Origin of the sequence: Chitinophaga tropicalis, from assembly GCF_009758205.1 — a bacterium.
Classification (GTDB): Bacteria; Bacteroidota; Bacteroidia; order Chitinophagales; family Chitinophagaceae; genus Chitinophaga; species Chitinophaga tropicalis.
Window position 1 is genome coordinate 1 of record NZ_WRXN01000013.1, and the last position, 20,886, is coordinate 20,886.

27 protein-coding genes and 4 tRNA genes are annotated in these 20,886 nt (G+C 44.8%); 24 read left to right on the plus strand and 7 right to left on the minus strand.

The window, feature by feature from the left end:
- Positions 1-162: 162 nt before the first annotated feature.
- Both GO493_RS23895 and GO493_RS23900 read left to right on the plus strand, forming a co-directional pair.
- Complete coding sequence (locus tag GO493_RS23895; protein WP_157308759.1) at positions 163-828, plus strand: hypothetical protein; 666 nt, start codon at positions 163-165, stop codon at positions 826-828.
- An 11-nt stretch (positions 829-839) separates the two neighbouring features.
- A complete protein-coding gene (locus GO493_RS23900; RefSeq protein ID WP_157308760.1) occupies positions 840-2,234 on the plus strand; it encodes a hypothetical protein in 1,395 nt (464 codons plus the stop codon).
- Positions 2,235-2,605: 371 nt separating this feature from the next.
- On the opposite strand, the gene GO493_RS23905 is transcribed toward GO493_RS23900, so the two are convergent.
- From GO493_RS23905 to GO493_RS23935, 7 genes are all read right to left on the minus strand, one after another.
- Positions 2,606-3,613 carry an NAD-dependent epimerase/dehydratase family protein gene (locus GO493_RS23905; protein WP_157308761.1) on the minus strand — a complete coding sequence of 336 codons (1,008 nt, stop codon included), beginning with the start codon at positions 3,611-3,613 and terminating at the stop codon, positions 2,606-2,608.
- A 63-nt stretch (positions 3,614-3,676) separates the two neighbouring features.
- Positions 3,677-4,252 (minus strand): Crp/Fnr family transcriptional regulator, encoded by a 576-nt coding sequence (locus GO493_RS23910; RefSeq protein WP_157308762.1) that lies wholly within the window; start codon positions 4,250-4,252, stop codon positions 3,677-3,679.
- A 128-nt stretch (positions 4,253-4,380) separates the two neighbouring features.
- Positions 4,381-4,447: transfer RNA gene (locus GO493_RS23915), tRNA-Arg, on the minus strand.
- An 84-nt stretch (positions 4,448-4,531) separates the two neighbouring features.
- The gene (locus GO493_RS23920) at positions 4,532-4,834 is read right to left on the minus strand and encodes a hypothetical protein (protein ID WP_157308763.1); all 303 of its coding nucleotides are present in this window, start codon (positions 4,832-4,834) and stop codon (positions 4,532-4,534) included.
- 41 nt (positions 4,835-4,875) lie between these two features.
- A complete protein-coding gene (locus GO493_RS23925; protein WP_157308764.1) occupies positions 4,876-5,142 on the minus strand; it encodes a hypothetical protein in 267 nt (88 codons plus the stop codon).
- A gap of 12 nt (positions 5,143-5,154) precedes the next feature.
- Positions 5,155-5,547: a hypothetical protein gene (locus GO493_RS23930; RefSeq protein WP_157308765.1), complete on the minus strand. Its 393-nt coding sequence runs from the start codon at positions 5,545-5,547 to the stop codon at positions 5,155-5,157.
- A gap of 361 nt (positions 5,548-5,908) precedes the next feature.
- Positions 5,909-6,349: a hypothetical protein gene (locus GO493_RS23935; protein ID WP_157308766.1), complete on the minus strand. Its 441-nt coding sequence runs from the start codon at positions 6,347-6,349 to the stop codon at positions 5,909-5,911.
- 114 nt (positions 6,350-6,463) lie between these two features.
- Between GO493_RS23935 and GO493_RS23940 the strand changes: the two genes are divergently transcribed.
- The 22 genes from GO493_RS23940 (at position 6,464) to GO493_RS24045 (ending at position 20,774) form a co-directional block, all read left to right on the plus strand.
- Positions 6,464-6,703 carry a hypothetical protein gene (locus GO493_RS23940; protein WP_157308767.1) on the plus strand — a complete coding sequence of 80 codons (240 nt, stop codon included), beginning with the start codon at positions 6,464-6,466 and terminating at the stop codon, positions 6,701-6,703.
- Between the two features lie 80 nt (positions 6,704-6,783).
- Positions 6,784-6,984: a hypothetical protein gene (locus GO493_RS23945; RefSeq protein ID WP_157308768.1), complete on the plus strand. Its 201-nt coding sequence runs from the start codon at positions 6,784-6,786 to the stop codon at positions 6,982-6,984.
- Between the two features lie 76 nt (positions 6,985-7,060).
- A complete protein-coding gene (locus tag GO493_RS23950; protein WP_232539022.1) occupies positions 7,061-7,282 on the plus strand; it encodes a hypothetical protein in 222 nt (73 codons plus the stop codon).
- A gap of 269 nt (positions 7,283-7,551) precedes the next feature.
- Positions 7,552-7,743, plus strand: a complete 192-nt coding sequence (locus GO493_RS23955; RefSeq protein WP_157308770.1) for a hypothetical protein — start codon at positions 7,552-7,554, stop codon at positions 7,741-7,743.
- Positions 7,744-7,819: 76 nt separating this feature from the next.
- Positions 7,820-7,984 (plus strand): hypothetical protein, encoded by a 165-nt coding sequence (locus GO493_RS23960; protein ID WP_157308771.1) that lies wholly within the window; start codon positions 7,820-7,822, stop codon positions 7,982-7,984.
- Between the two features lie 116 nt (positions 7,985-8,100).
- Positions 8,101-8,173 (plus strand) — tRNA-Gly (locus GO493_RS23965).
- A 38-nt stretch (positions 8,174-8,211) separates the two neighbouring features.
- Complete coding sequence (locus GO493_RS23970) at positions 8,212-8,352, plus strand: hypothetical protein (protein ID WP_157308772.1); 141 nt, start codon at positions 8,212-8,214, stop codon at positions 8,350-8,352.
- A gap of 65 nt (positions 8,353-8,417) precedes the next feature.
- Positions 8,418-8,498: transfer RNA gene (locus GO493_RS23975), tRNA-Leu, on the plus strand.
- Between the two features lie 376 nt (positions 8,499-8,874).
- The gene (locus GO493_RS23980) at positions 8,875-9,084 is read left to right on the plus strand and encodes a hypothetical protein (protein ID WP_157308773.1); all 210 of its coding nucleotides are present in this window, start codon (positions 8,875-8,877) and stop codon (positions 9,082-9,084) included.
- 42 nt (positions 9,085-9,126) lie between these two features.
- Complete coding sequence (locus GO493_RS23985; RefSeq protein WP_157308774.1) at positions 9,127-10,068, plus strand: AAA family ATPase; 942 nt, start codon at positions 9,127-9,129, stop codon at positions 10,066-10,068.
- Between the two features lie 2 nt (positions 10,069-10,070).
- Positions 10,071-12,146, plus strand: coding sequence for a DNA translocase FtsK (locus GO493_RS23990; RefSeq protein WP_157308775.1), 2,076 nt, complete (start codon positions 10,071-10,073; stop codon positions 12,144-12,146).
- Positions 12,106-12,372, plus strand: coding sequence for a hypothetical protein (locus GO493_RS23995; RefSeq protein ID WP_157308776.1), 267 nt, complete (start codon positions 12,106-12,108; stop codon positions 12,370-12,372). The genes GO493_RS23990 and GO493_RS23995 overlap by 41 nt, the downstream gene beginning before the upstream one ends.
- Positions 12,365-13,042, plus strand: coding sequence for a hypothetical protein (locus GO493_RS24000; RefSeq protein ID WP_157308777.1), 678 nt, complete (start codon positions 12,365-12,367; stop codon positions 13,040-13,042). The genes GO493_RS23995 and GO493_RS24000 overlap by 8 nt, the downstream gene beginning before the upstream one ends.
- Positions 13,043-13,049: 7 nt before the next feature.
- Positions 13,050-13,120 (plus strand) — tRNA-Cys (locus tag GO493_RS24005).
- Between the two features lie 19 nt (positions 13,121-13,139).
- Positions 13,140-13,514: a hypothetical protein gene (locus GO493_RS24010; protein ID WP_157308778.1), complete on the plus strand. Its 375-nt coding sequence runs from the start codon at positions 13,140-13,142 to the stop codon at positions 13,512-13,514.
- 68 nt (positions 13,515-13,582) lie between these two features.
- Positions 13,583-15,469 carry a ParB/RepB/Spo0J family partition protein gene (locus GO493_RS24015; protein ID WP_157308779.1) on the plus strand — a complete coding sequence of 629 codons (1,887 nt, stop codon included), beginning with the start codon at positions 13,583-13,585 and terminating at the stop codon, positions 15,467-15,469.
- Positions 15,466-15,888 (plus strand): SH3 domain-containing protein, encoded by a 423-nt coding sequence (locus tag GO493_RS24020; RefSeq protein WP_157308780.1) that lies wholly within the window; start codon positions 15,466-15,468, stop codon positions 15,886-15,888. The genes GO493_RS24015 and GO493_RS24020 overlap by 4 nt, the downstream gene beginning before the upstream one ends.
- Positions 15,875-17,530, plus strand: a complete 1,656-nt coding sequence (locus tag GO493_RS24025; protein WP_157308781.1) for a DEAD/DEAH box helicase — start codon at positions 15,875-15,877, stop codon at positions 17,528-17,530. The genes GO493_RS24020 and GO493_RS24025 overlap by 14 nt, the downstream gene beginning before the upstream one ends.
- Before the next feature lie 3 nt (positions 17,531-17,533).
- On the plus strand, positions 17,534-17,731 hold the full coding sequence (locus GO493_RS24030) for a hypothetical protein (protein ID WP_157308782.1): 198 nt from the start codon (positions 17,534-17,536) through the stop codon (positions 17,729-17,731).
- A gap of 38 nt (positions 17,732-17,769) precedes the next feature.
- Complete coding sequence (locus tag GO493_RS24035; RefSeq protein ID WP_157308783.1) at positions 17,770-18,783, plus strand: DUF4373 domain-containing protein; 1,014 nt, start codon at positions 17,770-17,772, stop codon at positions 18,781-18,783.
- Positions 18,704-20,254: a replicative DNA helicase gene (gene dnaB, locus GO493_RS24040; protein ID WP_157308784.1), complete on the plus strand. Its 1,551-nt coding sequence runs from the start codon at positions 18,704-18,706 to the stop codon at positions 20,252-20,254. The genes GO493_RS24035 and dnaB overlap by 80 nt, the downstream gene beginning before the upstream one ends.
- A 10-nt stretch (positions 20,255-20,264) precedes the next feature.
- Positions 20,265-20,774, plus strand: a complete 510-nt coding sequence (locus GO493_RS24045; protein ID WP_198315820.1) for a RuvC family protein — start codon at positions 20,265-20,267, stop codon at positions 20,772-20,774.
- The last annotated feature ends 112 nt before the right edge of the window (positions 20,775-20,886 follow it).

A 20,886-nucleotide genomic window follows, 5' to 3' on the forward strand; every position in this document is an offset into this window, starting at 1 on the left:
TACCTATCTCTATGTGAGTTAAGTACCCTTCCCAATGCTTTATTCTGATGGGCCGCCGTATACGGAACCGTACGTACGGTGGCTAGAGGGGACAGGTAGGGAACTAATCCCTACCTTCCTACTCAATAGAATTGCAACTGAGAAAATAAATTAAATATTTGAATGATGACTTTCGGTACACAAAGATCAATGGATGAATTAAAGGAGCAATACGGTGAACAATACTGGTGGAACTGGTTTGAAGAAACTGCATCGCTGAATGACGAGCCGGTTTCAATCAGACATGTAACCGGCCCATTGCAGATGGATGGTGATCTTATTCTCGATGAAGATCCCTGGGCCATTATCATTGATGGAGATGTGAAAATAAAAGGAACTATTATTTGTAAAACCCCTGAAGAGCGTGTAAGCACACTGGTGGTTCTGGGGAAATTGCAGGCTGATAATCTTTTCTTCTCAGGCAGTGCACGTCTGGCAATTGAAGATGATACCACATTGAATGGCTTTGTTGTAGGTACCTGGGGGGATGGGGGCGCGAGCTTTGATGTGAGTGGAACCCTCACTGCACGTGGTGTATTGCTGGATCCGCATACGCCGGCAAAGGCGTCAAAGCAAATTGATGCCCTGATCATGTGTGGCGAAGGCTGGCCAATAGAACCGGATTTCCTGGATGGTGATCAACCGGAGCTTTTTGATCCGGGTGTATTAGACAGAGGTGGTCCCTTTGTTAACTTTAATCTTATTCGTAACGCAGCGCAGGCCGGGGCACCCGTATTTGATCCGGTTGCAGAACAGGCATGGAGAAAGGATAAAGGATTACCGGTATAATAGCGTTCACAATGGATAGAGCTGCGTTTGAAACGCAATTACGGGAAATAACAGCGGGCCTGGATGAGATAAAGCTGGCAGCTTTTGTGAAAAGCCTGCAGCCGCATAATATTGAGCAGTATAAAACGGAACTGGCCAATGCCTGGCTGGAATTGTTCTCTGTTTGGTACTTTGATTTTACTTGCGGTAAAGTGATCATGGAAGAAGGACCGGATCCTTTTTTTTCTTCCCTGCTTGATATGCTAACGGCTGCTGAAGAGATTAACCCGTCCCGGATTTATTATGAGGGAAAAGCTGATTGCTATCAGGCGCTGGCTGAATTAAAGAGCAACCAGGATGAGCAACTCAGTTATATAGAAAAAGCCGCACAGCAGGTATTGAAGGCGTTGGAAGATCAACCGGACTCCTTTGAACTTAACAGTAAGCTCGTTAATATCTTATTGGATAAAATAAAGATCAACCATCAATTTACAGATGATGAGTTTACAATTGTATTAGCTTACTTTGAACGCGCTTTATCAAACTATACAAGTCCGTTTCACCTGACACTGATTTACGACAGCTTCAGTATACTGGGCTTGCCCTTCCCTAAAAGCCAGTACTGGCATACTGTCTTTATAGAGAAACTTGCGTCAGTGCTTCATCCATCGGCCGAAAAAGATCCGTTCATATACCTGCAATGGTCAAACGAACTGACAAGAATAGCTGACCGTAAATATGATTATATCTCTTCTGTTTGTAGACAAGAAATCACCACACAGGTAATTACCTTATTGAGTGCTTTAGTGAATATCGAAACAGGTAATGCGGAAGAATTGAATCAGCTGGGTACTGCTTTCTCAAAAGCAGCCAGCCAGTTGAACGACGGAGCTTTACCATACTACGAAGTGGCGTTAAAATATTTCATGAAGGGCCAGGATATTAACCCTGCCACCTGGACTTTTCCCGTATATGCTACTAATGTATTAAAGGCTATGGCAGTTATTTATCATGGTCAACAGGATCAGAGCAAGGTGATCGAATTGTTTGAGAAGGGGAAAACCATTTTCTCAGGAATGTCTGAGCATGAATTAGATTATACGATCAATATCTATTGGGGTGAGCTTCTGATTGAATATGCGCGGCTGGCTTATAACTTTAATGCACCGGATATTTTTAAGGAGGCGGAGGAAAAATTATTGCTGGCAAAGGAGCTGGGACAAGGATATTATGCAGGACCTTATTATGGACTGGCTAAACTTGCCCTGAAATCAGGTGACCGGGATAAATGCCTGGCAATTTTAAAAGAATGTAAGACTGTATTTAGTGAAGCATATTATCAATTTCCCTTAGACCAGGTATTAGCTGATGAAGATTTTAAGGAAATAAGAACAGAGATACTAATGATGAAGGGGAGAGAAGAGTAAATAAAAACGAGAGGATAGAAGCGCTCAACTGGGAAATCGTCCGACCTGGAATGCTGCCTACCTTTACAACTTAGGCAGGCTATCCAATTGCCCAACGTAAGCCGTTGGGAATAGCCGTAGGAATAAGTGAATATTATTATGAAAGGGGATGCGATTACTAACCGCCTCCCCTTTATATTACACCTCGTCCCCAACCAGGTGAGATCTATAAAATCAATATTGTTAGAAGCTTAGGATGATCTGACGAAGCATTCCCGGGATAGTCTATATCATTAAGCCGCCAGTCAAAGTGATATATGGATTAATATCCCGTTGCCCCTTGGCCGGAGAAGAAAGTCAAACGTGTATATGAAAAAAATTAAAATGCAGGCTCATACTCTGTCTTTCGCCTCAAGATACAACATTGCCTCCTTCACCGCCACCACCGACGACTTCGGCATAAACCCCAACTCTACCTTCGCTTTCGAAATATCAAAATCCTGCTGCAACCCCGAAAACATAGCCACATCATTAACCGACAGCAAAGGAGCCTTACCACTTACTTTACTGATCACTTCCATCAGCCATGCCATTGCGTACAATAACGGCTTCGGAACAGCCCCCGGAGATTTTATTTTCCTCGCCGGGAATAGCTCCTGCGCAATCTTTGTCGTGTCCTTAATGGAAGTACACCGCTCATTGGCCAGGATATAACGTTCTCCATTTCTGCCCTTTGTAGCAGCTAAATAGCAGCCATCTGCCACGTCTTTTACATCTATCCAGTTCAGCGTAATATTTGTTTCAACGGGTATCTTATTCTTCAGGATCAGATCAAGAATATTATAGGAAACGCTCAGCTGCCCGAAAGCCCTGCTTCCAATCATTGCCGACGGAAGCACCGTCACCAATTCAACACCAAGGGTCCTCGCCAGCTTAAAAGCCAGCTCCTCGCTGTCGTTCTTGGAATTGTAATACCAGTTGCGCCTGTCGGGATTGTATCCATAACTTTCCCTGGTCGGTAAAGTGGTATAGTTAAGCGCAGCGATAGAGCTGACGTACACGATTCTTTTAACCCCCGCTTCCTTCGCGGCTTCCACAATGTTTCTTGCGCCCAGGAGATTCACATCGTAGATATCTTTCCTGGGGTCTTTAGCCCAAAGCCTGAAAACAGCACCCACTGCGTAAAAAACCTCTACGCCCTGTAGTGCTCTTATAAGAGAAGCTTTGTCGGCAATATCGGCCTGCACCACTTCACAGTCCAGCCCCGCAAACGGTTCTCTGTTTTTTATATTTCGGACCGAAGCCCTCACCGGAATGCCTTTGCTAATAAGATGCCTTACCAAATTGTTGCCAAGGTGCCCATTGGCGCCTGTAACCAATGCTAAATTTTGTGTTGTCATTTTTTTAAGATTTGATGATGACACAAAACTCAATATTGGCCAGGTAATTCTACTTCACAAATGTTACTTAATCTGCTGTCTGCGGATTCGGCTCAGGCTTTTTGGGTTCATGCCCAAAAAAGAAGCGATGTATTGTAATGGCACATTGTGCAATATGTCAGGGTAGTTTTCAATTAATTTCTGGTATCGCCGTTCTGCTGTCAGCGTAGCAAACTCTTTTGAACGGTTTTCATTGTAGGCCAGCGATTGCTGAAAAACATAGATGCTGAAATCTTTCACGGCGCTGCTTTGAAGGATGAGTGCATCCAGGTCCTTTTTAGTAATACGTAGCAAGGCACAGTCAGTAATACAGTCTACATTCTCGCTTGCTCTTGTCTGGTTGATAAAATGATTATAGGAAGTAATAAATCCCGGCGGACAATTAATATGCGAGGTGACCTCATCACCATTATCATTATGTCCAAAAAGCCGCACATAGCCTGACACGATAAAATACAAGTACCGTGGTATATGATTTTCTTCCTCGATGATTCTGTTCCTGGGGAAAAGCACAGGTTCAAAATATTGTTCGCACAGCGCTATGTCCGTATCGGCAAGCTTTACCGTTTTTTTGATAACCTGTATTAACTTTTCGTGCATCTACAAATATATAAAAGCCTGACCGTAACCTGATCAGCCTTGAAGACTTCTATAAAAACGGCGACATTGTAAAAAGCGGAAAATAATTGGCATAAAAAAAGCTCCACATTTTAGTGAAGCTTCTTTCGTGAACCGGATTGGATTCGAACCAATGACCTGCTGCTTAGAAGGCAGCTGCTCTATCCAGCCCTATCCCTTGGTATCTTGATTGTAGCCTATTTAAATATTAAATAAAAAAAGTATTGCACTGCGATCTTGCAGGTCCCGTTAACCGTTTCGTCAACGGCGCTTCTTCACCTGCAACTCCTTTTCTACTTCAATTACAGCGGCTTTTAAACGATCCAAAGGGGACTGCTTTTTGTCCTCCCGGAACATATTCTTTTCAAAGCCGAATATCCAGTTAACGTTAGCGCCTGTCAGCTCAGCTGCAGCCAGAATCTGATCAACAGTGAAGCCTCTTACACCATTACGGAGCTTGCCTGCATTGCCTGCATATGCTCCAATTTGATCCAGGAATTCACTTTGGCTGTTGGGCCACCCCTCATTATCCTGTGCCACTACCCATTCAATCAGCAGAAGCATCCGTTCGTCTGTTATTTTTAGTTTTATTTTGGTCATGTTGTTCAAACTCGCTCAAACTTATCGGGAGACCGATGCTGTAGGTCGACCCATCCATCAATAGATATTTCTTTAATTGTGCCGGTAGATTTCTCCAGCACCCTTACCTTGGGAAGATCCCCTATCTGTTTTGATAACAGTAGTTCTAAAAGCAACTCTTGCTTTTTCTGATTTTTTATGATATCATTCAACCCCCAATACCACCAAAAGATGCGTCGGAGGGCGATGATAACAGCGATTGATACTGTTATTATTAAGAAGTATTCTACCATTCAATTGGGATTTTATCTTTTAACACGAACTGTTAAGCTGACGTAGTAAATACCGTCAGAGAACTCTGGTTTTCCTTTAATCAGGATCTCACCGTTTGCTGATAGTATTTGAGCATACCAATCATCACTATCTCTATGCCTCACTACAACTTTGGCGTCACCGCCTTCAGGCAATTGAACCTCCTTAAAAAATGTTCCATCTCCTTTCATTCCAAATTCACGAACGTCCTTTATGTTTCCTCTATTATCAGATTGTGAGAATACAGCGTCTGTGAATGGTAACTCTGTATTTGATTTGATCTCATACCTGATGTTAATTAAGTTATCAGCAGGGGCTCCTCCATCCTTGCTACAAGAAAAAAGTAGAAAGAATGAAATGAATAAAATGATACAGCGTATTCTCATTGTCTCGGTGTATTTTTGGTTTAATATGTTAACAAATAGTTAACGGGGTTGTAAATCAGAAATTTATATACTTGCAATGATAAGGGGCGACTATCAATAGACTATCAATAGATACTGGAAACCTGTAGCCAATCCTATGCTTCCAGGTCCTAAACCACATTACTGAAATTAAATTATTAACTCACTTTGTCTGCGCCGATACGCTGCGTACTGGAACAGGAATTTTAGATCCTTTCCTCAAACATACCCGCCGGCCCATACAGTACAAATCAGCAGGTCCTAACACCTATTAACCATCTTATTGTTATGAAAAGAACTACTATTAAGAAAGAGAATGTCATCGAGGGCTCTAATGAGAAATCTAACCTCTACCCTTATTTGACCGACGCAGATCATTTAAAATTCGCTTGGACCCGTTCTCTATATCGTCGAGACATTCATCATATGACCGATTCCGACCAAGCAATTTGTAAACCAAGGATTTCAAATCAGCAACCTCCTGTTCAAGATTAATAATTTTAGCGCGCTCCCAGTTTGCTTCATCGTCTGGATTAAATGTATCGCCTATCTTGCCGATAAAGTCTTCCATGGAAAAACCATTAGCTTTTCCATAGAGATCACAGAATTTCTGTATTGATTCAATGCTGATATTTTGGCGCCCACTCTTTATCTCTGTGAGAGTATTTCCGCTTCCCATACCAAGTTTTGCTGCTAACGCGCTATTGCTAGGCAATTTTTTCTCATTCTTTAATCTATTGAAAATCAGTATGAATCTTTCAGTATGCGGTAAAATTTCCACCATAAAAAAATAATTCCACAAATTATTTGTGATTTCACAGAAATATCTGTAATATTGTATTGTTATCACAAAGTTATAGTCATTTTGACTATAAAAATGACAGTAAATATACGCAAAATGATCATCGCAGTTAGTACGCAGGAAAGGAAACGGGAAAAATCCCGTATGGCTAAGATGCTCAAAGAGTACAGGATAACTATGAAAGATGTAGAGGCAGAATGCGATTATCATTACCAGACAGTTAGGAACGCATTGAATAGTGATTCAAAGTACTGGAATCAGAATATCATAGATCTGGCAGAACGGCTAATCCTCGAGAAGCAAAACAAAGCAACCACAGCCCCTACTAATAGCTAATCTTACTATCAATATTGTTCAGAGCAATCAGCAGCGCTAATACGCTGAATGGGATTCTTATTGCCTGTAAAATGTGACGAATGGAGCTTAAAAACATACAACAGAGATTAACAATACTAAGCGCAACTATCACGGCTGCGCAGGAAGAAGCTACAAAACTGATGAAAGAGCTGGAGCAGGTCTCTGCTCCGCTCCCCGAGAGGGGGTGTAAGAAGACGCCTCTTTCAAAGGAACAGGTTAGTAAGGTATTAGCTAACAGGCTCAGATCTATCAAACACTAAACTTTTTACTATGAGACTTTCCAATTCACAATCAAAAACGCAGCACGAAAAGTGCGCTAAGATCTTGGACTTAGCCATGACTGCAAAGGCTATGTCTAACAGGAATCTTTGCGCAGTCAACCGCCTTACCTCACAGGGACGCGCATATGACGGCTTCGGTCATAGTATCTATGAATTCCGCAGCGAACAGCGGAGGTGGCAGCAGATATATGAACGGGTGAAGAAGTACTACAGCAACCAGCTGCTGAAGTTGATCAGTGAGGATTACGTGAACGTCAACTCTTTTGCAACGCTATGAACTGGATTAATGTCACCGGAGGTATCCTCTTGTATTTTATCACACTTGGCGTACTGCTTGGTCTGTTGCGCCACCAAAGCTGGAAAAATGATCATCGCAATAACTATAGTAAAGATCGCCATAGCCGTTCTCGCAGGTAAGATGTGTGTGGGGTGGATAGAACGGAGATTTTCATAGGATCATAGGATAGGAGCGTAAGTGTACCGGGCTCTGATCTCACTGCCCGGCCTTCTTCAAGCTAATTCTTTAACCACAATAGATTTTTAGTTATGTACACAAAAGAACAAGTAGCAAAAATTTACTCAGATATTCTGAATGATATGGCCCTTCGCTACGATGGGTGCAACAGAGATCTGCAGGAAGCTGCCAGGAACGTATTGGAGAGCGCGGAAAAGAATGGATTCAAAGATCCAGAGCTGGATGTAGAGGGCGCATTAGTTGAGCTGAAGATTAAATGGTAAAGATTTTTGGGGTTAACAAACAATGGATGAAAGAGCCGGTGCTGATCGCAGCGCTGGCCTCCTTAAAACGAAAGACATGAATAGCTTATCACAAACCTATAGTACTGCAGAAAAGACATTGAATGGGACTACTATTCAATCAGCTGATTTCTATATACTCCTTCGCAGGATCATTAAGGAATATCCAGGATGCAAAGTGCATGATGACGGAGACAAGGTAATCTGGATGTATCCTTCTTAAAATAATTACAGGCACCTCCCGGATAGCGCGGTTCGGCTAAAAGTTCTTTCCTGGAAATACGACTACTACTCAGACAGATGAGGCGCCTGTATCTTCTTTTGGGGGGGTAAGTGGCGTCTCTCTTAGCTCAGTTGGCAGAGCATTAGTTTCCCAAACTAAAGGTCGCGGGTTCGAGCCCCGCAGGGAGAGCAGATATTTTTTCTTAATCACGTAAAACTGTACAAACAATGACAGAAGTAAACAACGCCCCGGCTATTGAGCCTGAAATCACTGATGAAGCAACTGCAACGGCTGTACCTGCGGAAGAAGTAACTGCTGCTGGCCCGGAAGACCAGGAAGCTAAGGAAGAGGACGAAGAAGGAGAATAGAAAGGAGAGTAGTTGACCTGGTTAGACAATGTAATCAGCCCCGTTGCATGTTTCGGGGCTGATCCGGACGGGTGGTGGAATGGCAGACACAGCAGACTTAGGATCTGGCGCTTCACGGCATAGGGGTTCGATTCCCCTCCCGTCTACACCAACACACAAGAAAGCTCAACCGAAAGATTCGGTACCGGTTAATCGAACTGGTTGCAAACAGGACCTTTTGTCGGTACTGTGTTTTCCAGGAAGTACAACTGGATAGGTTGGGCGAAGGGCTTTAGGTTGAGGAACCAAAACAACCTCGTTGCCGGACGCATAATCGGACTGCTGGAGTAAGACCAGCACTCTTTTTAAATCCGGATTAAATCCTGCACCTGAGACCGGACCAGGGCGTAAAAGGCAGAGCAATGTTGCTGCAGGTCTAACAACAAAAAACTACCGCCTATGTGCTAGTAACCCAGCCCGCATTTAGTTACCAATTCAGAAAGCACCTCCCGGTAAAAGGCCGGGAGGTTAAATCACAAAACGATGGAAAAGAAAGTAGACAGACAAACAATGATCAATACACTGGATGGAATGATCGACAACTCTTACTCCATTTCCCAGCTGAACGCATGCAGTGTAATTGTGCATGATGTTATGTGGACCAGGTATAATGAGGATCAGGAAGAGAAGAGAATGCAGTCAGCCATTCAGGCGAAGAGAGATCTTATTAACCTCAACAAAAAAGGCTGCTGAGATCAGCAGCCCGGCGAAAAGCAATAATTAAACCTCAAAGATATGGGAATATTAAATATCAGGCTTGCAAAGAGGGGGGAGAGTAAAGCGATAATAGGCATCGCTGGTGTCTCCGGGTCAGGCAAAACATATACGGCCTTGAAGATAGCCAGGGGAATGGTGTCTAAGGCGTCAGAGATAGGATTCCTGGATACCGAAAACAAAAGGGGATCACTTTACGCGGACATATTGGATGGTGAGTTTATGATCGGCGATCTGTATCCCCCTTTCTCACCCAGCCGTTACCGCGATGCGATTAAAGAATTCCAGGAAGCTGGTGTGAAGGTACTTGTCATTGACAGTGTATCTCATGAGTGGGAAGGTGAGGGTGGCGTAGATGATATAGCCAACATCAAGATGGGCAAAAGCAATATGCCTAACTGGATACTTGCAAAAAGAGAGCACAAGGCCTTTATGAATACGCTCCTGCAGAGCACAATGAATATTATCTGCTGTCTCCGAGCCCGGGAGAAAACAGACTTCAAAAATCCAAAAGAACCAGTATCCCTGGGCATCCAACCGGTGTGTGAGAAAAACTTCATGTTTGAGATGACAGCCTCTCTGCTGATGGAGAATGAGGGTAAGACACAGAAGTTCCTGAAGATACCTGAATTCCTGCGTAGTGCTTTTGGTACCGGATCTGGTTACCTGGGAGAGGCAACGGGAAAGAAGATCATTGACTGGATCAATACCGGCGAAAAGGAGGATCCTGTGATTACAAAACTAAAGTCTGAAATGCTGATGGCTTGTGAGTTCGGCTTGGCTGGTGTGATTGCCATCTGGAACACCCTCACCCCTGCTCAGAAGAAAAAGCTGGAGTCTCATAAGAATATGTGTAAGGAGTCTGCTGAGGAATATGAGCGCCAGGCTAAGATGGCAGATGAAACCCCACAGGATTCTATCAGGAACCCTGACGGACAAATAGCACCCGTAAATCTCCCCTGATCATGGAAAGCATTTATAAATCATACACCCCCGAACAGTACCAGGAACTTTTCAGTCACTTCCTGGTTGACAGTTGGAGCTACTCAAAGGTGAGCAGCTTTGCCCGTAACGAGAAGGCGTTCGAGATGCAGCATATCTATGGTATCTATTCCCGCCAGAGTGCTACCACCGTCGCAGGTAATGCCTATCATGAGGCTCTGCAGTGCTACTTCATGCAGAAGAGTGAGGGTAAGACCCTTGACTTGGTAGAGCTTGAGGCCTGCGCCTTTGCTTACATCGACAACCTGGACGCTAATAGGTGGAAACTCCAGAAGACAACTCCTACGATTGAGGTCTGCGCAAAGAAGGCAACTACCATTGTATCATCACTCCTGAAGAACTTTGTCACAGAAAAAGAAGTCTATGAGGATGACATTGAAGAGATCCTCGATGTGGAAGTGCGCTGTGAGGAATTCCTCACTGTCAACGGTGTGGACATACCACTACCCTGCAACGCGAAAATAGACCTTGTTGTTAGGACAAAGTCAGGAGGTATCGCTGTTATTGACCACAAGTCCAAGAACGCATTTACCGCCGAAGAGGAACTCTCACTATCCATCGGCGTGCAGGCCATCACATATGTTCTCGTATACGAAGCCCGAACAGGCCTGCAGGTAACTGAAGTCTGGTTTGTTGAGAACAAGTATTCGCAGAACAAAGATAAGACCCCACAGGTAAGCAAATTTCCCGTTACCATAGATGGGAACACCAGGCGCCTTTACGAGGCTCTTCTTTACGAACCGTTGAAGCGGATGATAGAAGCTGTGTCTAATCCGGATTATGTCTTCTTGATTAATAACTCAGACAACCTGGTAGACATGGCGGAGTTGTACGACTTCTGGGCCCGGACCATGATCTGTGAGGTAGATGACTTCAACGTGGAAGAAACAAAGAAGGAGCTTGTGGCCAAGCGCCTGAAGAAGATCCGCGATTCCTCACTGGAGGTTGTTCCTCCTACTGTTATCAAGCAGTTCAAAGCGAATGCAGAAAAATTTATTCAATACGATTTATCTGATAAACAAATGACACAGGAAGAAAAGATCGAACATGCACTGCGTAGCTTCAGCGTCATCGCCCGCTGTGCTCACACCTTCGAAGGTTATTCAAGCAATACTTACCTGCTGGAGATATCCGCAGGTGTAAAAGTAGCTTCTGTTTATAAGTACCGCCTCGATATCGCGAACGCATTAAACGTTCCTACTGTCCGTTTTTCCAGCGATATGGTGATCCATGAAGGCAAATCATATCTGTCCGTGGAGATTGCCAAAAAACGTACTGCGGATCTCCTTTTTGATCCGGCTGAGCTGGTTGATTATCGGATCCCTTTGGGTAGGGATAACTTCAACAACAAGATTGTATGGGACCTGCAGAACCATTCTACTCCACACGCTCTGATCTGCGGTGCTACCGGATCGGGTAAGTCTGTTTGTGTACGCACGATTATAGAATATGCGATAGAAGCCAGTATTCAGAACATTGTTATACTGGATCCCAAATACGAATTCTTAAACTACCAGGCCAAAGGTATTGCTGTAGTGAACGAGGTGGAGGAGATAGAAGCAACGATGAAGAAGCTGGTGGACCACATGCACGAGCTGGTACGGAGCGGTAAGCATGAGAAGACACTGGTCGTGTTTGATGAGTTTGCTGATGCCGTAGCGAATGCAAGGTCAGGTAAAGACCTCGATGTATACGAAACAGTCACAGCATACGATGCTTTAGGCATGCCTAAAACGGTGAGACAATATGTAGGGACTGATAAGCCATTGGAAGAAAACCTTCGCATCCTTCTGCAAAAAGGGCGGTCCTGCGGTATCAGGATAGCAGCAGCGACTCAACGTGCATCAGTTAAGGTGATCACTGGGGATGCAAAGGTCAATTTTCCTGTACAGATCTGCTTCCGGGTACCTAAAGCAACCGACTCCATGGTTGTCCTGGATGAACCGGGTGCTGAGGCATTGGCCGGCCGCGGTGATGGCCTGATCAAATCTCCTGAGTATGACAACGTTGTTCGCTTCCAGGCCTATTACAAAGCATAGTATGGATACGGCCGGTACACGGACGATGGCATACGCTGTATCGAAAGAGCAGCATAGCAACTTCCATCATGGTGGGAAGCCGATCATATACTGTAGGACCGGAGAGCCTGTGGATCTGATCGCGGAACATGGTGATATATGGATTGTAGAGAGTACTGCTGGCATCCGTTTCCCTGTTAATAAAAAATTTGTCATTCACCTTAAAAACAGTAACAGTAATGGGTAGAAAGAAAGAAGCCGATATAGGCACGAAAAAGAAGGTTAACAGCTACACCCAGGAGCGCCTGCAAAAGCTCGTAGAAAAGCAGCTGGGAGGCCAGGAAATTGAAATCAGGGCAGGGTATCTCAAGGACAACATGTTCTGTCACTATGAATATGATCATACTGTAGCTGCCAATACTACAGACAACATCAAAAGGAAAAGCCAGGTACCGGTGCATGAGGATATGATCACGGCTTTTTCCGATCTGGATGTACACCTGGCCGTGATCTGGAAAGAGATCAATCCGGAGGAGATAAAAGACATTGACAACCTGCCGGAGCTCATTGAAGATCTGGACCTGGATGATCCTGGACAGGATAAACTGGCAGTGATGCTTTCAAAGTTTAGTGTTAATGCTTTTAAAATCGTTGGAAGTGGCGAAAACGAGGGAGTTGTGCTTATTGGCCAGAAACAACTTGACAACTACGAAAATGGCAAGCTGGAGACACCTGTTGTAAAATGGCAGAGCGATTACCCTTTCGTTAATGAGCTGCACGTTGCTGTGTTTAACGCGGTAGAGGAGATCGAGCAGTACATGCAAGGCAAGCAGGCGCCTCCCAAGCAGCAGGAATTGAACTTCGAAGTTGGTGTAGACGGAGAGGTTAGAGGAATAGAGGAAGATGAGGTTTTTTAACAAGGATGCCGGTGTGGTGGAGGGGCAAGGCGCCTGGCTGCAGTCCAGATCACAGTGGTTCGAATCCGCTCACCGGCTCTCTTAAAAGTATAGCAATATGAACACTACGGAAAAATTCGAACAGTGGTGCATCATCGAACTGATGGGTCACCAGAAGATAGCAGGTAAATGCACTGAACAAAACATTGCTGGCGCTAATATGCTACGGGTAGATGTCCCGGAAATAAAGCTGGTTGATGCCTGCTCTGGAAATCCAGGGGGCCGTTATTTACCCGGTTTTACCCGTTTCTATGCCTCATCTGCTGTGTATTGTATACACCCTGTAGATGAGGGCACTGCAACCGCGATGGCCGGGAGGCTACAACAGCAGCCCATTACGATATGGGACATACAGGAAATATTGAAGACTCAACCTAAACAGCTGGTTCAAGCCCATGGAGAAGAAGATGATGACGATGATGGAGGCTTTTGATAATTGGCATCGCCCGGACTTCCATGGCGATCCGTCACATATAGCAAAACTTATAAAAGGCAATTATAATGGCAGACTTTAAAAACATTCCTTTAAAAAGTATTATGGCCGATGAGAATCAGCCGCGCAGATTTTTTGACGAAACCGCCCTGCAGGAACTAACTGATTCGGTACGCATTAATGGTATTCTGCAACCTGTTATGGTACGCCCTAATCCCAGCGGATTAAAAGACAAGTACCTCCTGGTCTGTGGGGAAAGAAGGTTCCGGGCAGCAATTGCAGTCATGACGCTCTACAAGGATCGGAATACTATTCCCGCTGTGATCCGGGAGCTTACGGATGAACAGGCCCTGGAACTGCAGATCGTTGAAAACCTCCAACGTAAGGATGTGCATCCCATGGAGGAAGCAGTTGCTTTCAAATCCCTCTTGGATCACAAGCAATTCTCTGTACATGAGATAGCGGCAAGGGTAGGTAAGAGCGACTTCTATGTGCGTCAGCGCCTGAAACTCAACGACCTTACAGAGGCCTGGCAGAAAGCCTTCTTTGCTAATCACATAGCCTTGAAAGACGCCATGCTGATCTTTCAGTTACCTGTACAAGCACAGGATTCCCTTTATAAGTCTAAAAATGTAGAGAAGTGTCATCCCGGGTCATGGATAAAAATTGATACCTGGGATGTTGATGGTTACAGGGGTGAGCTTCAGAAGGCCGCTTTCGATCTTACAGATATTACATTGAATGAAAAGGCCGGCGCATGCACATCCTGTAACTTCAATACCGCTGTATCTGTCCTTTTCCCGGAGGAAGAGAAGGCGCCGCGGTGTATGAACGTATCGTGTTTCCATGAAAAAAATAAGAAACACTTTGAATCCCAGTTAAAAACTGCTTTGGAAGACCCGTCTGTTATACTGGCGCACAACACTTATGGCAACATTGATGGAATGGCGAAGAAATTAAAGGATGAGGGTAGTGTTATCTATAAACTATATGATGATTATACCTCCGTTGATGCGCCGGAGAAGCCTGATCTTTTGGAGTTGAGGGAACAATACGAATATGAACTGGAGGAAGGCGATAAAACTGAGAAGGACATTGAGCAAGAATTTAGTGAGCTGCAGGTACAGTATGATAAAAAGTTGGCTGAATACAATAAGAAGATGTCTTCCGGCAAATTCAAGAAGGCATTTGTTCTTACCGGAAGTGAGAAAGGGAAATATATATATGTACAGCTGAAGGATAAAGGCCAGGTAAAGACCGCTAAAGCGGCATTGGAAGCAGGGGAATCAATATCCACAACAGATATTGACACTGAGATTACTCGTCTGCAGGAGCGTGAGAAAAGGGCGAAAGAACTGGATGCTGAGAAGGTGCATGCTATAATAAAGGAAACGATTTTAAACTCCTCTTCCTTTCAAGAGGTGCGAGCGGTTAATACATTCACGCCTGAATTGTCGCGGGCGGAAATAGTTGCCGCTTCGATATCTTTATGGCAAGCTGGTTCATTATCCTACAGGAGGGAAATTGTGAAAATGTTTAGTACACTGAAACCAAAGGAAATACGTGGCTACGATGTTTATACTTGTAAGCCAGAATTGGTAGAGTACTTCAAGGACATGACCATACTGTCCCTTTATGATATGCTACGCTCCTTTATGTTGGATAAACTCATAGGCAATGGTGGTTCCCGATTTGTTGGCGGCGATGACCTTGCCTTACATAACCTCGCCTTGCAGTATGAACCTGATGCGGTAAACAAAGTTCTCTTGGAACAGGAAGAGATAGCAATTAAAAGGGCAAAGCGTGTTGAAGACCGCATCACCGAGCTACAGAAACAGAAAGAGGAGCTGCAACCGGCGAAGCCTGCTTCCAAAAAGAAACTTGCCAAACAAAAGGACAAGAATGAAACCCCTCTCTCAAAAGGTATTTCTTCACTTTTAAATAATAAATCATGAAACTGAAAGAGTTTAATGTGGCAAACACCATTACCCGTATTTTGACTACTCCTACACTGAGCATCAATACTAAATCAGGAGTATTCAATTTTAACCAGGCGGCTGGAGAGTTGCTTAACCTAAAAGAGGGTGACTCAATCCAACTCTTACAGGACGAAGAGAACCCAGATTGCTGGTACGTTGAAAAACTGACAGGGAAAGAAGCCAGTAAAGGCTTTAAGCTGCGGTATAAAAGCACGAAGTACGGTATCTCTTTTAATAACACCACCTTAGCCAGGCAGCTTTTCGATAGTCTTTGTATAACAGCCGAACATGCAAAAGCCCACATCGCCAAGAGTGCTACCGTTCTGGAAAAAAGGGAACTGTACGGTATTACACACTTTGTAGTAAAAGAAGAAAGGGAAGATGCAGATAATTGAGCACGCAACTGAATTTCACATCTCCTTTCCTTTCGGGAAGCTGTTCAAGCGGAACATGGTAGCCGTCAAGGCACTCCCAGGGAGGCAATGGGAAAAGGAAAAGAAGATATGGCGTGTGCCCATTCGCTTTAAAGACGCCGTGTATGAACTCCGCGATACTCATCGTGCAAAGATCCTGTTGGCCAGTGCGGCAACTCCTGAGCAGATCGGAGAACTTTCGCCAATGCCTGAGCTGAGCGTTGAATTGCCTATAAAGGCAATCCTACGTCCCTACCAGGGGCAAGGTGTAGCTCAAAACATGATCTTCGGTAGTAGCCTGAACGGAGATGAGCCGGGCTTGGGAAAAACCATTCAAAGCATAGCCTCTGTACTTGCATTGAACGCCTTCCCTTGCCTGGTGATCTGTCCGTCCTCTTTGAAGCTAAACTGGCAACGTGAGTGGCAGAAATTCACAGATAAAAGAGCCATGATCCTGGATGATAAAACCAGGATCACCTGGCATCAGTATTACAAGGTAGGCATGGTAGATGTGTTCATAGTGAATTACGAAAGCCTGAAGAAGTTCTTCGTCGTATCGATGCCAGAGAAATTAAGGGGTAAGAGTAATGGGCACAGTAGTGGTTATGTAATGAGAGATACTGTGAATCTTTTCTCAACAGTGATTGTTGATGAAAGTCATCGTTGTAAGAACGAAGACACACTTACAAGTAAGCTCACGTTGCGGATCACTCATAAAAAGCAGCATGTCTTTGCCCTCTCTGGTACACCGGTGGTGAATAAACCCAAAGATCTCTGGCCTCAGCTGGCGATCATCAACAGGCTGCATCTGTTCGGCGGAAAGAAGGGCTTCCTGGATAGGTATTGCGAGGGTGGCCGTGGCGCTAATAACCTGAAGGAACTGAATTACCTGCTGCGTAAGCATTGTTTTTTCAGACGTGAGAAAAAAGAGGTACTAAAGGATCTACCTCCTAAGCAGCGGCAGATTATTGAATGTGATATCGCTACCCGGGATGAATACAACAAGGCCGTTAGGGACTTCTCTTCTTATCTGAAAGCCAGTGGCTGCAGTGATGCTGATATTGCTCGTAAAATGAAAGGTGAGATCATGGTGAAGATCGGCATCCTCCGGCAGATCTCAGCGCGTGGTAAGCTGAATGAAGTAAAGGAATATGTTGAAGATATTCTGGCTGCAGGAGAAAAGATCGTCCTGTTCTGCAATCTTCATGAGATAGTTGATGAACTAAAGAGAATGTTCCCCTGCTCTATGACTATCACCGGCCGTGACTCTGACCAACAAAAGCAGGCTGCTGTAGACCGTTTTCAGAAAGATCCCAATTGCCAGGTAGCTATCCTAAACATTAGGGCGGGTGGTGTTGGCCATACGTTAACCGCCAGCTCCCGGGTTGGATTCGTAGAGTTCCCCTGGCATCCGGCAGACTGCGTGCAGTGTGAAGATCGATGTCATCGTATTGGTCAAAATGATAGTGTAATGGCCGGCTACTTTCTCGGAAAGGATACTATTGACGAACGACTGTTTGAGATAATACAGGAGAAGGCGGAGACCGCTAACGCTGTCACCGGATCCAGTGACGACATGGAAATGGAAGTGGTAAGTAAGATTATTGACCTGTTTAATATTTAACCCATGGATACAGACACACTACAGAAACGCCTGGACCGCCTGCTAAATGTAGCCGAGAAAGTCAGGCATCACCAGAAAAGGTACTTCGGCTTCAAGACCAGTGTAGATCTGGAAAAGGCAAAGTACTATGAAAGACAGCTTGATAAGCTACTTAAAGAAGAGGGAAAAATCAAAGAATCACAACAGAAGGAATTATTCTAATGGGTAGAAAGGTACAGCCAGGAATCAAATATTACCGGATGGAGTGTGAACACATTCGGAATACAAAAGTCCGTCTCCTGTATAATGAATTTCAGGAGACCGGGTACTGGATCTGGCAATGTATCCTGTCAAGATCTTACGAGGATAAAGGATATTACTTTGACTGTAATGATAAAGATGCATTGGAACTCTTTGCTTCAGAGGTCTGCAAAAAGCGGGTCTCTCAAGTGGAGGAAGTGATACGTGGGTGTGTCAGGCGTTCCCTGTTTGACAAGGGGGTGTATGACATGTTCAATGTACTGACCAGCGCCGAAATGCAGGAAGTATACCTCGATGCCACTGCTGAACGTAGACGTAAGGGTACAATAATAGAAATGGTACCAGGTTATCTGTTGATTACTCGAGACGAGAATGACTTAAAAAGATGGGAAAACATTCACTTAACTGGTGAAAAAACAATTCTTCCGCGGAACAATTCCATTAATCCACGGAACAACAAAGAAAATCCGCGGCATAATCTGCAAAGTAAAGTAAAGGAAATAGAAGAAGAGAAAACTATAGCTGAAACTCCGGTGTTGCCACCGGTACCACCTGCGGTGGTGAGCTTGGATCCTGGTAAAGATTTGCAGAAGGAATACGAGCAGCTGGAAAAAACGAAGGAAGATATCTTTCACTTTATCCGTCAGTATCACCCTGAATTTATTCAGCCTTATGCTGACTTCTGGAACTTCTTCGCCAGTAAACATTCTCTACCGAAGATCACAGCCATTAGTAAAAAGCGTAAGCAGCACTTCTCTGTCCGGATTAAAGAAAAGGACTTTGATTTTCCTAATATCCTCCGAAAGGCGAAAACCTCAGACTTCCTGCTAACCGGTAGCTGGTTTGGGTTTGACTGGTTGATTAAGAACGATTCCAACTACCTGAAAGTGCTGGAGGGCAATTACGATAACAAGAAAACTGAAGGGCAAAACAATGCAGAATCAGCAACAGAAGAATATCTCAAAAAGCGGGCAAAACTGGAGGAGGAAGCCAGACTCCGGGCGCAGCGTTGAAACTTTGGCGTATGGTAAGATTCCCCCGCAGGCAAAGGAAATGGAGGAAGCAGTACTGGGCGCCTGCATGCTGGAAAAACAGGCTATGGATATCATCATCGGCATTCTTAAACCTGAATGCTTTTATGTGGATGCGCACAAGACTATCTACCAGGTATTCCTTACACTATCTGAGGCTTATCAGCCGATTGATATTCTTACAGTAGTAGAGCAACTCCGCAAGGCTGGGGAATTGGAACTGGTAGGAGGGCCTTACTATATCACTCAGTTGACCAATAAGGTGGTATCCTCTGCGAATATAGAGGCGCATGCCCGTATCATAGTACAGAAGTTCATGCAGCGTGAGCTGATCCGGATAGGAGGAGAGATAGTGAACGATGCTTTCGAAGATACCAGTGATGTCTTTGATAGCCTGGACAAAGCAGAGGCGCAGCTGTTCTCCCTGAACGATGGCAATCTGAGAAAGGACTTTAAGGTGCTCAGAACCGCCTTCAATAGCGCAATGAAGATTATCAAAGAGCGGATGCAATCTGACGAAGAGATAACCGGTGTTCCCTCCGGGTTCCCATCACTGGATAATGTAACGCATGGTTGGCAGGATACAGACCTTATCATTATTGCAGCACGTCCATCAGTAGGTAAGACCGCTTTTGCGTTGAACCTGGCCAGAAATGCCGCAATGAACACAATAAAGCCAACAAACGCGGCAGTTTTCTGTCTCGAAATGAGCACTTTACAGATCACCTGCAGGCTGATATCTGCAGAAAGTGGAGTAAGTCTGGACGACATCACTCAGGGAAATTTAACGGACTGGCAGCTAGAAAACATATGGGAGGCCTGCGATATCAATAAGCTCCAGGAAGGGGTCTTTATTGACGATACCCCTGCACTGAGCATCTTTGAGCTGCGCGCAAAAGCCAGAAGACTTGTGTATAACCATGGTGTAGGCGTGATCATCATAGATTACCTGCAGCTAATGTCTGCCGGCAGCAGCGAAGGTAAACCAGGCCTGCGTGAACAGGAAGTAAGTAAAATCTCCAGAGACCTGAAAGCCCTGGCAAAAGAGCTGCATGTCCCGATATTGGCACTCTCACAGCTCAGCCGTGAGGTAGAGAAGAGGAAAGGAGGAGCAGTACTGAGTGATCTGCGTGAATCTGGAGCGATAGAGCAGGATGCTGACATGGTAATGTTCCTGAGCAGGCCTGACTACCAGCAGGAGGCCTCTGAAGTAGATCCAGCTCTTCGGGGAAAGGTTGATGTGAAAATAGCGAAGCATCGTAATGGTAAGCTGGCCACTATTCCCTTGGATGCGGATCTATCTATACAGAAATTCTCTGACCCCTGCACAGCTGCAGACACTCAGCGTACAAGTTCATACATAAGTAAACGTATTGCGGATAAAAGGTTTTCGTTAGAGAGCCCACCACCGCCTCTGGATACCGACGATGACACAGAAGATTTACCCTTTTAATAGTATGTAAATGAGCAAGAAATGGACAATAAAAGATATAGCTAACCTGCAGGTAAATGGCTATCAGGCTAAATCTACGGCAGCTGTACCACAGCGGCAGCAAGTGCAGTATGCTATCGGAATAGATCCCGGTGTGAATACAGGGATAGCTATCTGGAACAGGCAAAAGAAGGCCTTCGACCAGGTGTCCTGCATGAAGATCCACGTAGCCATGCAGCTGCTGCAGGATCAATTGAAGATAGTAGTAGCAGGCGCTCTTCTGGTCCGCCTGGAGGACGCACGTCAACATATCTGGTTCGGCGACGGCGCACAGAAGCGTATTCAAGGCGCAGGCAGTGTAAAGAGAGACTGCGGTATCTGGCAGGACTTCCTGGAAGAGAAAGGTATTCCCTACCAGCTGGTGCCACCTAAGAAAAATAAAACTAAGGTAAATGCTACCTGGTTTGCATCCGTATCCGGCTGGAAGGAAAGAACCAACAACCATGCGCGTGATGCAGCCATGCTTGTACTTAATTTTTAACCAAAATTCTTTGAAATGATAGAGGTATTATCTACGGATCAGGTCTTTACAATGTCGCCAGACGCTGGTCATCCAACCTGCATCTGTTCCAGATGTGGTGCACAAATAAAAG